Annotated in this window: 12 protein-coding genes and 1 tRNA gene; 4 read left to right on the top strand and 9 right to left on the bottom strand. The window is 51.7% G+C overall.

The features are described 5' to 3' along the window. From FEM54_RS09285 to FEM54_RS09255, 7 genes are all read right to left on the bottom strand, one after another. The coding region (locus tag FEM54_RS09285; RefSeq protein ID WP_138450559.1) for a LysR family transcriptional regulator at positions 1–499 on the bottom strand (499 nt) is incomplete at its 3' end. 204 nt (positions 500–703) lie between these two features. Then, the gene (locus FEM54_RS09280) at positions 704–2,560 is read right to left on the bottom strand and encodes an SMP-30/gluconolactonase/LRE family protein (RefSeq protein ID WP_138450558.1); all 1,857 of its coding nucleotides are present in this window, start codon (positions 2,558–2,560) and stop codon (positions 704–706) included. 142 nt (positions 2,561–2,702) lie between these two features. Next, positions 2,703–3,293, bottom strand: a complete 591-nt coding sequence (locus tag FEM54_RS09275; protein WP_138450555.1) for a PqiC family protein — start codon at positions 3,291–3,293, stop codon at positions 2,703–2,705. A gap of 5 nt (positions 3,294–3,298) precedes the next feature. Further along, positions 3,299–4,963 carry a PqiB family protein gene (locus FEM54_RS09270; RefSeq protein WP_138450553.1) on the bottom strand — a complete coding sequence of 555 codons (1,665 nt, stop codon included), beginning with the start codon at positions 4,961–4,963 and terminating at the stop codon, positions 3,299–3,301. Continuing rightward, entirely contained in the window at positions 4,956–5,543 is a 588-nt protein-coding gene (locus tag FEM54_RS09265; RefSeq protein WP_138450561.1) for a paraquat-inducible protein A, read from the bottom strand. The genes FEM54_RS09270 and FEM54_RS09265 overlap by 8 nt, the downstream gene beginning before the upstream one ends. A 23-nt stretch (positions 5,544–5,566) precedes the next feature. Beyond that, the gene (locus tag FEM54_RS09260) at positions 5,567–6,175 is read right to left on the bottom strand and encodes a paraquat-inducible protein A (RefSeq protein ID WP_138450551.1); all 609 of its coding nucleotides are present in this window, start codon (positions 6,173–6,175) and stop codon (positions 5,567–5,569) included. 99 nt (positions 6,176–6,274) lie between these two features. Next, positions 6,275–6,847 (bottom strand): hypothetical protein, encoded by a 573-nt coding sequence (locus FEM54_RS09255; RefSeq protein WP_138450549.1) that lies wholly within the window; start codon positions 6,845–6,847, stop codon positions 6,275–6,277. A gap of 507 nt (positions 6,848–7,354) precedes the next feature. On the opposite strand from FEM54_RS09255, the gene FEM54_RS09250 reads away from it, so the two are divergent. Beyond that, the gene (locus FEM54_RS09250; RefSeq protein ID WP_138450547.1) at positions 7,355–9,730 is read left to right on the top strand and encodes a membrane-bound PQQ-dependent dehydrogenase, glucose/quinate/shikimate family; all 2,376 of its coding nucleotides are present in this window, start codon (positions 7,355–7,357) and stop codon (positions 9,728–9,730) included. Between the two features lie 243 nt (positions 9,731–9,973). Here FEM54_RS09250 and FEM54_RS09245 read toward each other — a convergent pair. Then, a tRNA-Ser gene (locus tag FEM54_RS09245) sits at positions 9,974–10,063 on the bottom strand. Between the two features lie 336 nt (positions 10,064–10,399). Here FEM54_RS09245 and FEM54_RS09240 point away from each other — a divergent pair. The 3 genes from FEM54_RS09240 (at position 10,400) to FEM54_RS09230 (ending at position 13,351) form a co-directional block, all read left to right on the top strand. Next, the gene (locus FEM54_RS09240) at positions 10,400–11,092 is read left to right on the top strand and encodes a crotonase/enoyl-CoA hydratase family protein (protein WP_017138321.1); all 693 of its coding nucleotides are present in this window, start codon (positions 10,400–10,402) and stop codon (positions 11,090–11,092) included. A 412-nt stretch (positions 11,093–11,504) separates the two neighbouring features. Further along, on the top strand, positions 11,505–12,245 hold the full coding sequence (locus tag FEM54_RS09235; protein ID WP_138450545.1) for a lysophospholipid acyltransferase family protein: 741 nt from the start codon (positions 11,505–11,507) through the stop codon (positions 12,243–12,245). Positions 12,246–12,379: 134 nt separating this feature from the next. After that, positions 12,380–13,351, top strand: coding sequence for a magnesium and cobalt transport protein CorA (locus FEM54_RS09230; RefSeq protein ID WP_099548771.1), 972 nt, complete (start codon positions 12,380–12,382; stop codon positions 13,349–13,351). On the opposite strand, the gene FEM54_RS09225 is transcribed toward FEM54_RS09230, so the two are convergent. Next, the gene (locus FEM54_RS09225) at positions 13,348–14,073 is read right to left on the bottom strand and encodes an amidotransferase (RefSeq protein WP_138450543.1); all 726 of its coding nucleotides are present in this window, start codon (positions 14,071–14,073) and stop codon (positions 13,348–13,350) included. The genes FEM54_RS09230 and FEM54_RS09225 overlap by 4 nt on opposite strands. Positions 14,074–14,234 lie beyond the last annotated feature (161 nt).

The raw sequence follows: 14,234 nt of genomic DNA, 5'->3' as shown, positions 1-14,234 counted from the left end.
CCAATATAGTTTGTATCTCTGACATTTTTCGTGCAACTAAACGCGAGTCAGACAACCATCCCGAGTGCAGTACAACATCAAGGGATGTCGCTTCCGGCATTAACCGCTCGCCCACATTTATACGCAGATCGATATCAGGATACCTGTCCAGAAATTTATGCAGATAGGGCGTCAATATGATTCGAGCAATATCACTCGGACAACCAACCCTAAGAGTTCCCATGGGTTCACCGCGATAGGCGGCAATTTCAGAACCTACGTCAGCGATCTCTTCACGTATCTTGCAGCATCGAGCATACATTATCTTTCCCGCTTCAGTTAATTGACTTTTGCGAGCCGTTCTTTCAATCAGCTTAACTTTAAATACCGACTCTAAATTCGAAACCGCGCGGCTAACAGTAGCCTTGGGCAACCCCAAAGCCCTCGCGGCACCTGAAATTGACTCGACATCACCGACCGTTGCAAAAATGACAAACCCATCTTGCTTATCTGAAGTCATGCCGACACCCTCATTGCAAAAAATCGCATAATGCGTCACACCAAGACTGCCTCTCGATAAGTCTAGCCGATTGAATGAGCAACGCACATCCACTCAACCCTATAAATTCCTCCGGCATCGCCCAACAGAATTCGTACTTCAAAATATACAAAAAACAGTATTAACTCAGAAAAACACATTTCCTTATGAGCTATACTTACCTGTTTACTTGTTTATTTGATTTGACGCACACGACTCCAGCCCAATTTCCAACAACGACCTTTCATTAGATGCGACAGTCCCCAGGTACAGTCGCCCATTCAGCTCCGCAACACTCGTTACCTCGCTATAGCTCAAATCGGAACTTTGCAAATCTTCGAGTAGTCGTCCCTCTTGATCAAAGCACATCACCCACGCTGTGTGCGCGGGCTTGGGTTGAATTTTTTGAGGCAGTGCCCAGATGAGTTTACGAAATAGCACTGGAGCGTTCGCAAATGAATCCAGCGCGGCTATACGCGGGCTAACCATGGCCACCCAAAAACGCCCATTTTTTATACGCGACATGTTATCGGGTAGTCCCGGAAAATTATCTGCCAACACTTCACAATCTCCCTCGCGTTCGCCTCGCACCCAAAGACGGCTGAGCCTGTAAGCAGCAGTTTCAACGAACAGCACCGCACTCTCATCATCATTCAAACTGAGCCCGTTCGGAAAATAGAGCTCCGATAAAACAACGGTAACTTCACCGTTTGGATCACGACGCAACAGGCGTCCTGATGGTCTGTGCTCGATGAACGCTCCAGCAGCTTGTTCAAAGTCAAAACGGGAGGTCGACTCGGTGAACCAAATGGTCCCATCTTTAGCTATTGTTGCATTTGAACAAAACCTGAGGGGAAACGTATTAACAAACTCAACCAAAGGCACCAACACCTGCGTCTGAAAATCGAAAGAAAGCAGGCCCTTGTGTGCATCGCATATTATCAGCCTGTTATCTGTAGTGAGCTCTAAACCAAGTGGGCGTCCTCCCGTACTGCACAGGGTTACTTCCAAACGCGTTACAGGGTCAATTCGTAGTATCCGACCGTCGGACACTCCACATATGAGTCGACCTTGAGTATCAACAATGACGTCCTCAGGAGTAGACCCGGATATGGGTAATTTTATAGCCTTTGTGATTTTCTGCTCGGATGATGATTTCGCGGCGCGCTCAGTGGCCGGAGTAATAGCCCGCATCAGGGGCTCAATCGTGGCTTTTCGCGCTGGTGCAAGTTGCGGGAGGGTCGGACGGCCTTCGCGGCAATAGGTATAAGTGCTCTCGACCTCATAGGCATGGATAGCAGAGCAGAACCAAGCCTGTCTGGAAGGAAAATCGCCATCTGTTACGCGGTCCAGAGCGTGCAACAGGTCGGCCTTGGAACGAGCGCCTATAATCACTGCGGCATGATATTGGTCATCTTCTGCGTTATCATGCGCAACACCGGGAGAATCCCACTGACGCTGGTTCCATTCCAAAAATACTTGGCTACGCAGCTCCAAAATATCCATCGACTGATTTAAAACAGTACAGAGCTCCTGTTTGATAAACCGTTCAAACTGTTCACCGCTAATACCTTTTCTACGTTTGATGAGTGCAACACATCGAAAACCGACAGGTTCGTCATAGCCGCTTTTGAACCATGCCCCTCCTCTATTCGATGTGATATATAGAATTGTACGAGCGAATACATTAACCTCATCACTCAGTATCTTTTTACTGTATTGATTGTTGAGAAATAACGAAACTCTTCCTTTAAGGCGGACTTCCGGCATGCCGTCAACTCTTAGAAAACGTGGAATAATTGTTTCGACAGCATCCGTATTTGGCCACAGCCCATTAGAATCGTAAGCAAAATGGTGTTGCCGATAGTCTGACAGTGCAGGATTACGAGCGACAATTTGTGCATGCCCTCCCCTCCAGTAGGATCGCGCCGCCTCCCGCGGTAAATCTGAGCGATACCAGAGAAGAACTGCCGAGTCCATAGCATAAACAGGACCCTCTTTGTGCCCTGCAGCGCTTTTAGAGACTGTGCTCAAGCCTTTCATTATCTTTTCTCCGCTATCTTATTATTGAGTTTTGTAGCTAAGCGTTAGGGTAAAACCAGCCACTGCTTCCTTGTTGGTAAATCTCTCAGCCCTCTGACTGCCCTATCATTCGCGATCTTTTTACTACTAGACTGTTTAATGTTTACGACGTTGGGCAGGTCCACGTTTTTGAAGCCTGTGCTATATCATTGGCTAAGTGGCCAATATTCTTTTGATGCGCTAATACAAGGGTGTCCAATGTCAAGCCTGCTGGCGCCCTTATCACGCTCGCACAGGTAATAGTGAAAAGCTTGTTGCCTTCGCCGTGTTTACTCAAACCCCAGACCGCGTCAACTAACGCGTAATTTCCCAGCAGGGAATCAAATCGTCGAATATCGAGTTGTACCAAAATAAGTGGTGTGTTGGTCGCTTTGGTAAAGCCTGTGATATTACGCCCCCCCAACTTCAACTCCAGTTGCCCGGCCACTGCGTCATGAAATTCATCGGCCAAAGGCGCACTCCAGCGTGCGCTTTCCAATAACATCAATCCGTCTGCGCTCTTGCGCACCACAATTTGCGGTTGGTCTACCTGCATCGGCACCCGTACATCCAACATTTCAAATTGAATTGACGGTGCGTTCATTACCTGGCGTTGCTCAGGCGCCGTGGGCATCAGCGTGTAGTATCGTATCGGCGGTGAACCACATGCCGATAAAGCCAGTATAAAAAACAGGGCAATAGAACGCAGAATCATGTCGGTCATTCCTGATCAAACTTATGAGAACCTGAAGAGGTTGGCTGATAGGCGTCGGGTTTACCCTCTTTCAAGCGCCCTCGGATCAAAGATTCTGGCTGGCGCCCAAGGAAATCGGTGAGTACGCGAATCGAACGCGCAGTACGCTGCACTTCATACATCGCTTGGCCAAGTTGCCGACGTTGAGGGGAATCATCGTCTAAACTATTATTTACAGTTGCCAGGGTTTTTCGAGTTTGCACAAGCGTTTCGTGCATTTCCGGAAGCACTTGGCCGTTGAAGGTAACCAGGGTTTTGTTCAACTGTCCCAAGCTGCCATTAAAGTTATTTGCGATCTGATCGATGGGTACCTTGCTAAGCTTGTCGAGAAGGGATTGTAATTGCTCTTGGGCTTTGTCGAGGCTTCCGGGGATAGTCGGGATAAGCAGCGGTTGCGCAGACGCATCAAACGCTACAGGCTTCGCGTTCGATGCAAAGTTCATTGATATATACAACTGCCCCGTGAGCAGGTTAGCGCTTCGAGCTTGGGCGCGAAGACCGTGCGCGACCATCTGTGAGATGAGATGAGCACCCTTGGCATCATCTGCACCTTTCATCTGGACTAACTTATCGTTAGCCTTGCCTAGACGATTAGGATATATAACGACACCGATAATCGTTGGAAAGGATTCCTCCTTAACGTCGTAATCCAGATCCACCGAAACCACGCGACCAACATTCACCCCCAAAAACTCTACCGGCGAGTTTACCGTCAGGCCACGTAAAGACTGGTCGAAACGCATCTGTACATAAAACCCTGGGCCATCTGGCCGGGCCAAGGCGGTGTCCATATCATCAAACAAGGTGAATTCGGAGCGCTCGTCGGCAGTAGATTTATCCTCACTGTAATTAGGCTCGATAAACGCTATACCGCCCGCTAAAATTGAGGCCACCGATTGAGTATTTACCTTTAAACCGTTGGCACCAAGGCTGACGTCCACTCCGCTAGCGTTCCAGAACCTGCTATTTTTTCGCACGTACTGATCATTTGGAGTATTGACGAAGATATCGATATCTACACCTTTTCCTTCGCCGGCAAGGTTATATGAAACTACCTGGCCGACCGGTATATGACGGTAATAGACGGGCGAGCCTATGTCCAACGACCCCAGATCTGCGGAGTGCAGAGTGAAGCGCTTGCCTTTTTTTCCGTAAATGATCGCAGGCGGATTTTCCAGGCCAATGAATGTTTTATCCCGGGCCTCAGACTCTCCAGGGTCGGCGCCGATAAAAGCCCCAGACAACAGCGTATCCACACCCGACACGCCACTGGCACCGATACGCGGGCGTACCACCCAATAGCGCGTGCCACGGGAGCTGAACGCATCTGCCGATTGATCCAGTTCAATGTTCGCATCCACGTGTGCCCGATCGTCACTTAGGGCAATTGAAACCACCTTGCCGATGACCACATTCTTGTATTTGACCTGTGTCTTATTAGCCTCTAGCCCCTCCGCGGTGAGAAAAGTCACCACAATTTTTGGCCCTGCTGACATGGCTTTGTGCACCACCATCGACAAGCCGATCAAGCCAGCAACGATAGGCACAAGCCAGACAATGGAAACATTGAAGCGTCGGCTATTCACTTCTGGACTCGAAAGCGTTGAATGGGAGCGTTGATGATCAGGCATGTTCTACCTCTGCATCCCAGATAAGTCGGGGATCAAAACTCATGGCTGCTAACATGGTTAGCACCACCACTAAACCAAAAAATAAAATGCCCTCACGAGGTTCGATGCTACTGAGCGAACGAAACTGTACAAGGGCCGCTACCAACGCAACGACCAGTACATCGAGCATTGACCAATAACCGATCACTTCAATCAGACGGTAGAGCTTTGAGCGTTCCCGCATAGCCCACCGACTGCGCAGCCGGCAAGTCACTAGCAACGTGCCAAGTACCAGAAATTTCAGACACGGCACCAGCACGCTAGCGATGAAAATTAACAGTGCGATATCCCATGATCCGCTTTCCCAAAATTCGATCACTCCGCTCAATATTGTGTTTTCGCTACCACTACCGAACATGTCGGTGTACATCATCGGCAGCAAATTGGCGGGTATATAAAAAATCAGACCAGCGAAAAAAAACGCGGCGGTACGTGCCAGACTGTCGGGTTTCCTCCGGTGCAATGTTGAACGGCAGCGCGGACAACGAAGAACCCCATCACCGCAGGCATTACCGCAGAGATGGCATAATATTAAATTCATATCGATGGCATTATTAAACTTTCTCACGAAGGCCCACCTTCAAATTCTTCCCAAAGACGGCGAATACTCTTGCCGGAAATAGGGATGATTAACAACGTCAGCATCGTCAATGCCCAAAGTCCCAGGCCAGGATGCACATCGAGCAGCCCTCCAAGTTTGATGATTGCTACTAAAATCCCCAGCAAACATACTTCCAGCATGCTCCACGGACGAAGGTATTCAAGCGCGCGCATACAAATGCTAAAGCCAGGTGCGGCAACACCTGCCACGGCAAAGCTCAGCACCCAACACAGCAACAATATTTGAAGCAAGGGTGCCAATATGATCGTCAGGCCGGCTACGGCAGCGATCACACTAATTTGGCCTTGAGCCAGGGCATTTATCGACTGCCACAAGGTCGCTTCATTACTTAAGCCCTGCACGCTGATTGACATCACTGGAAACGCATTAGCTACGCAAAAGACAATCAAAGCGCAGATGGAAAGAGCCAGCATTTGTTGTGTGTTCAACCGCCCAGCCACCTCAAGAACGGAACCGCAGCGCAAGCAGTAAGTTTTTTGCCCCTGTTCTAGAAATATGGATGGATAGACAGCATCGCAGTGCTCGCATATTGCCCAGCTCTTTTTGTTCATTGCTCCATCGCTCATTACTGCCGATTTTTTTGATCGGGATTTTCGCGTACAGAACGCTAGTTCCGCCGACGGTCATACAAGACAATTGCTGGGTGCGGTCTACGCGTTCAATGACGATCGGCTATGGTTACACGCCGCACACAAAACGTTGATTACGCTCAAACGGCCAATCTCAAAAAAGCACTTTCTCTTTTTGATTTCTTCAGCATTGATCAGTTGATCGCCTATTTTATAAGAGACGGCAGGCCGGGCAGTCGGACACGTGACCAAACCCTCATAATGACAACGGGCCTTATCATAATGACTGCAACTAATAAAACACTCAGCAAACTTACAGTTGCTACAATCAAATCCGCGCAAATAGGTAACATTTGAAAACGAGGTCTCACACTCACGATAGTGATTTTTAAACAGCCCACCCACTCCTTTTAAAGGCCTCTCATCAATACCAGCACGGTCAAAAAAATAGACGTCATCCTTATATTTTCGGTTTTTAAAATCAAGACCTTTAAAATTAATGCATTCAACATTCTTCGCGAAAACAAACTCGCTAAATCCTATATCTTCAGCACCTCGGCCAAGATACTCCTGAGGAACAAAAAAATAAGCTTCCGAACAGTAGCTTACACACATAGCGAACATTGAAAAAAGCCTTAATCCAGCATAACCCACATTGAAAACCTCTTTAAAATATACGTCGAACCTAATAGAAAACCTGACAGTCGGCGTCGATGCCCTCACCTTCAGCAAACAACAAGAACTTTCAGACCTATCATCAAAAATTGCCCAACCACAACAAAACCGTAACGCCTAATTTAAATAACGATAATAGTTGAAGCGCTGGCCCAAGCTCGACCTCTGCCTATCGCAATCCCGCCACCGCAGTATATTCCAAACACAACCCGACAAAACACATCTTGATCAGCAAGAATTCGAAACGCAGAGTTTCATAATTGAAACGACGAGAACCCGCTAATTAATCCTCAGCCGTGAAACAATGCAAATGTGAAATAGCCATTTCTGCAATCACCCACTACTCGATACGGCTTGAACGCTCGTTAGCTTAATAAACTAAAACTCAACCTATTCATCGCATTACAACACTCGATTACTAAAGCGCAAGTTCACTAAGGCGCGATCGGTCTCCGACGCCTTACGTCCAACCTTAGGGGTAACCATATGCCTGCACTGTCAAGCAGTCCTACACGAATACAAGCTTTCGTAGCAGGGCTGGTTAGCTTCACCTTCCTGACCATGGGCTTTTTTTTGGTTTGGTTCGGGCTTGAACTCATTGATCTTGGAGGTGCTTACTATTACGCGCTTTATGGCGTATTTATGATAGCGATAGCTGTGCTATTGATACGACGCTCTGACATGACTGTAAAAGTATCCTTGGTGGGTACCGTTGCGACAGTTGCATGGGCCCTCTGGGAATCAGGAGATAATGCCTGGTATCTTTTCCCACGCATATTCGCCCCCATCGCGGCCACACTAGCCATCGTACTGCTTCACTTATGGCTTCCTTGCATGGGCCCTAAAGCGTATAGGTCGCGCACTCACGTTGCTCTGGCCTCTGTCTTGACAGTTGCTATGTGCCTCAACTTCGGCAGTCTGTTCATCGTCCATGGAATTGCCAAAGATACCAACCCTGTGGCCGATGAATCACTCAGCGATGCCGGGCAACCGTGGACACAGTTTGCAGGCTCCAACGCGCGATACGGTCACGTCCCTTATAGCGAAATCAATCGTAAGAACGTAAAAAATCTCAAGATCGCTTGGATGTATCGCACTGGAGATATCGCTAAAGATGGCGCAGAAGATCAGAATACGCCACTGGAAGTAGACGGCACTGTTTATGTTTGCACGCCTGACGATAACGTTATCGCACTGGATGCTGACAGCGGATTAAAAAAATGGGAATTCAAGAGCGAAGCAAAATCACCCATTTGGCACCGGTGCAGAAGCTTGGCGTACGTGGACACTTCAAAAAACACTTTACGAGCACCTGCATCAGTGCCAACCGATGCTAACTGTGTTCACCGAATTGTATTGTCAACTTACGATAATCGCCTTATTGAGTTAGACGCTGAAAAAGGCACTACATGCAGCGGTTTCGGTAACGAGGGAAGCGTTGACCTCAAGACTGGTATGGGAGAAGTCTCACCTGGTTATTACATGCAAACCTCAGGGCCTACTCTGGTCGAAAACGGCATGATAATTATCGCCGGCTGGGTGTGGGACAACATGTCGGTTGACGAGCCCTCTGGAGTGGTCAGGGCGTTCGATGCGGTAGACGGTGCTCTTTTATGGGCATGGGATTTGGGTAACGCGCGCATCGACAAACTTCCACCCGCAGGTGAAAGCTACACACGAGGTACTCCAAACGTTTGGGCTTTTCCAACCGTCGATGAAAAATTGGGCTTGGTGTTCCTTCCTACGGGCAATTCGACTCCAGATTACTGGGGAGGAAAAAGAACCGCGGCGTCGGATGAATATAGCTCTTCTGTTGTCGCGGTTGATTATCGTACGGGAAAAGAAAGATGGCATTTTCAAACAACCCACCACGATGTGTGGGACTACGATGTGCCCGCGCATCCGAATTTGTACGACATACCGGGTAAACAGGGCGCTCCTGACATTCCCGCACTCATCCAGATCACCAAGCGCGGTGAGATCTTCATGCTGGACCGCAGAACAGGCGTGCCGTTGTCGCAAGTGGAAGAGAAACCCGTTCCCACTAACGATCCTGCGCAAGGAGAGCGCCTCTCTGCGACGCAACCCTACTCCGTAGCGATGCCGCAGATCCGTGGAGGAAAACTGCGGGAAGCGGACATGTGGGGAATGACGATGTTCGATCAGTTATTGTGCCGGATCGAATTCAAGAAATATCGATACCAGGGTGATTTCACTCCCCCCTCCGTAGAGGGCACACTCGTATATCCGGCAAATACAGGGGGCATGAATTGGGGCGGCGCCTCTCTAGATGAGAAGCGCCACTACTTGATTCTTAACGACACCCGTATCGTCATGTTATCGAAGCTGGTCCCCAGGGATCAGACGCCACTAAATGCTGGGGACGGTCACACGGGCTATGCCCCGCAGACAGGCACGCCTTTCGGCGTAATTAACCAATACCTCGTTTCCCCGCTGGGCGTGCCTTGCAACGCGCCATTGCTGGGCACCTTGACCGCAGTCGACCTTAGCACCCACAAAATCGCTTGGCAGGTTCCACTTGGCACGCCGGCTGACACCGGCCCGCTAGGACTGAAGACGCACCTATCGATGGAAACAGGAATGCCTTCAGTCGGCGGCTCCTTGACGACCGGCAGCGGGATAACCTTTTACAGTGGCACGCTGGACTACTACCTAAGAGCTTTCGACACAGATACAGGGCGCTTGCTCTGGAAAGGAAAGCTGCCTGTTGGAGGTCAAAGCACCCCAATGTCTTACTTATCCAAAAAGTCAGGTAAGCAATTTGTAGTGTTAACCGCCAGTGGATCTCGTGGTTCGCCTGATCGGGGAGATTACGTAATCGCATTCGCGCTGGATGAGTAACACGTGAATGGAGGGCTGGTTGTAGCTTGCTCAACTCGCGAAACAGCATGAGCCGAAACGAGCTTAGACAACTGATCTTTTGATAACAATGCAGAAGAAGCAGAACAGGGTAAAAACTAGTCTGCACGATGAAACCTGGAGCCCTAAGGGTTCCAGGCTCAAACTACGCAAAAAATGAGTGAGGAAATAGAAACCACTGAATGCAAAAAGGCCCCGATAAACGGGGCCTTTAGGTACTTAATGTGGCGGTGAAGGAGAGATTCGAACTCTCGATACAATTTCTTGTATACACACTTTCCAGGCGTGCTCCTTAAGCCACTCGGACACTTCACCGTATCTCGTCAAACCAGTTCAGTCTGTCGAGGCGCGCTAATGTAGTCGAAAGCCTTTCTGATGGCAAAGGTTTTTTTCAGAATTTTCATGCGCTTAGACAGTTATGCCGTGACTCGCTCGGTGAGGGGTGGTGAATCTGCCATTCTTGGGCATCGGTTGCGGGCTTCTGGCGCGGCGGCTGTGCGCTGCTGCGGGCCGTCTACCCTTGGGAATGCGGGAAAAGTCTGACTGTGTAGTCAGTCACGGCGCTTTACCGGGACGGGCGTGGTGGGTAACGTCTGCGCATGCGCTTCTATTAACAGCCTATCAATAACAATTCCTACAAGGAACCGCGTCATGAGTGAGTTGATTGCCTACCACCTCGAAGACGGTATCGCGACCCTGACCTTGAGCAACGGCAAGGTAAACGCCATTTCTCCAGCAGTGGTTGCTGAGTTCAACGCTGCGCTGGATCAGGCCGAGAAGGATCGGGCGGTGGTGATCATCACCGGCACGCCGGGGATTCTGTCGGGTGGTTATGATTTGAAGGTGATGACCGCCGGGCCTAAAGAAGCCATTGGCCTGGTGACGTCGGGTTCGACGTTGGCGCGGCGTCTGCTGTCGCACCCGTTCCCGGTGATTGTGGCGTGCCCTGGGCATGCGGTGGCCAAGGGTGCGTTCCTGCTGTTGTCGGCGGACTACCGGATTGGAGTGGAAGGCCCGTTCAGCATTGGCCTGAACGAAGTGGCGATCGGCATGACCATGCATCACGCCGGTATCGAGTTGGCGCGGGATCGTCTGCGTAAATCGGCGTTTCATCGTTCGGTGATCAATGCCGAGATGTTTGATCCGCAGGGCGCGTTGGGCGCTGGCTTCCTGGATAAGGTGGTGGCGCCGGAGGAGTTGCACGCAGCGGCCCTGGAAGCGGCGCGGCAGCTGAAGAAGATCAATATGAATGCCCACAAACACACTAAGTTGAAGGTGCGTAAGGCACTGTTGGAAGCCTTGGATGATGCAATCATTCAGGATCAGGGCCACAACCTGGGCTAATACCCTGTAACTGAGCAGCTATAGGCAACATCTGTTCTGAGCGGGCTGTTGTGGCGAGCGGGCTTGCCCCGCGTTGGGCCGCGCAGCGGCCCCAGTAAAGGCACTGAGGTTTCGCCTGAAAGAACGCGGGGCCTGGTTTTGGGGCTGCTTCGCAGCCCAACGCGGGGCAAGCCCGCTCGCCACAGAATAGGTGGCCGCCATACCTAAAGCTGATGTGCCAAAGCCCGACCTTGAGTCGGGCTTTTTCTTACAAATAAATCCGAAACGTCTTTAGCCGCTCTAGTCGGGCTATGTCGGCGTACGTTGAAACATGTGCTTAAACATCGCCCATCTCCTACGTCTGTAGGGGCAATTGCCGAATACAGTGCACATCCGTACACTGCGCCACCTTTTGTCCCGATGGGCTGTGTCGATGCTTTTTCTGTTACGTATGTTGTTGATGGGCCTGCACTTTATGGTCGCCGGGGTATTGGGCGTGCTGTTGGGTGTGTGCCGGCCGTTCAATCCGGACAACAGCCGCCTGTGTGCTCGTCTCTATGCGTTGCCTGCCATGCGTATCCTGGGCTTGCGCCTTAAGGCCGATGTCGACTCGCTGCGTAACAAGCCCGGCACCTGTGTGGTCATCGCCAACCATCAGTCCAACTATGACCTGTTTATATTCGGCAATGTGGTGCCCCATCGCACCGTGTGTATCGCTAAAAAGAGTCTGAAGTGGGTGCCGTTGTTCGGCCAGTTGTTCTGGCTGGCGGGCAATGTGTTGATTGACCGCGGCAATGCGCACAAGGCGCGCCGGGCGATGCTCACCACCACACAGACCTTGCAGCATGAGGACACCTCGATTTGGGTGTTCGCCGAAGGCACGCGCAACCTGGGCAAAGGTTTGCTGCCGTTCAAGAAGGGCGCGTTCCATATGGCGATTGCGGCTGGCGTACCGATTGTGCAGGTGTGCGCCAGCACTTACGTCAAGCATATGCAGCTCAATCGCTGGAACAGCGGTGATGTGCTCATACGCTCGTTGCCGCCGATTCCTACCGTCGGGCTGACTTCGGATGACATCCCGGCGTTGATGCAGACGTGTCAGGCGCAGATGGAGGCATGCATTGCCGAGATGGACCATGAGCTGCAAACCGCTTGGGCACCTGCGCCTTTGTGATTGATGGGGGGCTTCGCCCCCAGCGCAAGCAAGCTTGCTCGCCACAAAAAGCTGACCTCTGCACCGCAACAAGGGAACGCCATTCAGGCTAAGCTGCCCAACACCTGTCCTCCTAATAAGAAGCGATCTGCACCATGGGTAGAGTTGTTGCGGCAGCCGTTTACAGCGCCGGTAAGAAAGTCACGGATATCACCCTCGACGAAGGCGCCGCCTGGGCCGCCAAACCCGACCATTTTGTGTGGATCGGCCTGGAAGAACCCAGCGCCCAGGAGCTGGCCAACCTGCAACGCCAGTTCAACCTGCATGAACTGGCCATCGAAGACGCCCTGGAAAAACACAGCCGCCCCAAGCTTGAAACCTTCGGCGATGCGCTGTTTATCGTCACCTACTCACCGGTGCGCGAGAACGGCAAGCTGGAGTTTATCGAGACCCATATCTTCGCCGGCAACGGCTACATCATCACCGCCCGCAACGGCCACTCGGCGTCCTACGGTTTTGTGCGCCAGCGCTGTGAGGCGCGGCCATTGTTGCTGGAGCATGGGGAAGATTTCGTACTCTATGCGCTGCTGGATTTCGTCACCGAAAACTACCAGCCGGTGAGCGAAGCGATCCACGCCGAGATTGATGAGTTGGAGCGCAACGTGCTGTGCAGTTCCCTGAGCGAGCACGATATTCAAAACCTGCACGGCCTGCGCCGCGATGTGCTGCGGCTTAAACGTTATGTGGCGCCGATGGTGGAGATCAGCCAGGAGCTGCAGAAGCTCAGCTTCCCGTTTATCGACAAGAATATGCGCCCGTATTTTCGCGATGTGCAGATCCACGTGACGCGGCAGATGGAGGACCTCACTACCCTGCGCGATATCGCCAGCCAGACCATCGAAATCGGTGTGTTACTGGAGGCTTCGCGGCAAAGCGTGGTGCAGCGCAAGTTCGCCGCCTGGGCGGCGATTCTGGCATTCCCCACGGCGGTGGCGGGGATATATGGGATGAACTTCCAGAACATGCCCGAGCTGCAATGGCACTACGGCTATTTTGCGGTGCTCGGGTTTATTGCGGTGGGCTGCACGAGTTTGTGGGCTAGCTTTAAACGCTCGGGCTGGCTTTAAGCCGCAGCCTCTGGCTTGTGGGCGACAAAGCGCATCATCCATTCAGCCACGGTGGCACCGTGGTGGTCACGCGCAAGGCTGGCCACGCCGTGGGTGTAGACCTTTTCGCCCAGGGTTGTCTGAAGAATCTCCAGTAACTCGCGGGAATAGTCGTGGATAAACTCCGGGTGGCCCTGGAAGCACAGCACCTGGTCTTCGATGTGGTACGCGGCATACGGGCAAAAATCGCTGGAGGCGATCACCGTGGCGTTGTTCGGCAGCGCGGTGACCTGGTCCTGGTGGCTGATCAGCAAGGTCAATTCTTCCACCACCGGGCTCATCCACGGCGCTTTGGCGTTGAGCTTGTAGTCGTGGATGCCCATGCCCCAGCCTTGGCTGGCGCGTTCGGTCTTGCCACCCAGCAGCAACGCGAGTAGCTGGTGACCGAAACACACGCCCAGCAGCTTGTCGCCACGCTCGTAGCGCTCAAGCACGTAGGTTTTGAGGGTCTGGATCCACGGGTCGGTGCCGAAGGAATCGGCCTTGCTGCCGGTGATCAGGTAGGCGTCAAACACCTCGTCAGCTGGCGGGTATTCGCCCTGCACCACGTTGTAGATGACGAATTCGGCGGCAATCGGTTGCTTGGAGAACAGGCGCTTGAACATCTGCCCGTACCCTTGGTATTGATCGATCAAGCCTGGACGCAGGATATCGGTTTCCAGGATACAGACGCGTAGCGACATAAAAAATACCTGACACGGTGATGGGAATAATGCACAGCCCAGAGCCTGCCTTGAAACACCCCAGCAAAGCAAGTCCCGCCAAGTGACTACCTGTGGGAGCGGGCTTGCCCGCGATAGTGGTGTGTCAGCCACTGCAAATATCGGCTGATATGACGCTATCG

Origin of the sequence: Pseudomonas edaphica (assembly GCF_005863185.1) — a bacterium.
GTDB lineage: Bacteria > Pseudomonadota > Gammaproteobacteria > Pseudomonadales > Pseudomonadaceae > Aquipseudomonas > Aquipseudomonas edaphica.
Note: the sequence above shows the minus strand (reverse complement) of the source record. Positions and strands in the feature narration are given on the sequence as shown.

Coding starts and splice junctions, on each gene's coding strand:
- FEM54_RS09280 (WP_138450558.1), bottom strand. CDS start 2,560: ATGAAAGGCTTGAGCACAGTCTCTAAAAGCGCTGCAGGGCACAAAGAG.
- FEM54_RS09275 (WP_138450555.1), bottom strand. CDS start 3,293: ATGATTCTGCGTTCTATTGCCCTGTTTTTTATACTGGCTTTATCGGCA.
- FEM54_RS09270 (WP_138450553.1), bottom strand. CDS start 4,963: ATGCCTGATCATCAACGCTCCCATTCAACGCTTTCGAGTCCAGAAGTG.
- FEM54_RS09265 (WP_138450561.1), bottom strand. CDS start 5,543: ATGAATTTAATATTATGCCATCTCTGCGGTAATGCCTGCGGTGATGGG.
- FEM54_RS09260 (WP_138450551.1), bottom strand. CDS start 6,175: ATGAACAAAAAGAGCTGGGCAATATGCGAGCACTGCGATGCTGTCTAT.
- FEM54_RS09250 (WP_138450547.1), top strand. CDS start 7,355: ATGCCTGCACTGTCAAGCAGTCCTACACGAATACAAGCTTTCGTAGCA.
- FEM54_RS09240 (WP_017138321.1), top strand. CDS start 10,400: ATGAGTGAGTTGATTGCCTACCACCTCGAAGACGGTATCGCGACCCTG.
- FEM54_RS09235 (WP_138450545.1), top strand. CDS start 11,505: ATGCTTTTTCTGTTACGTATGTTGTTGATGGGCCTGCACTTTATGGTC.
- FEM54_RS09230 (WP_099548771.1), top strand. CDS start 12,380: ATGGGTAGAGTTGTTGCGGCAGCCGTTTACAGCGCCGGTAAGAAAGTC.
- FEM54_RS09225 (WP_138450543.1), bottom strand. CDS start 14,073: ATGTCGCTACGCGTCTGTATCCTGGAAACCGATATCCTGCGTCCAGGC.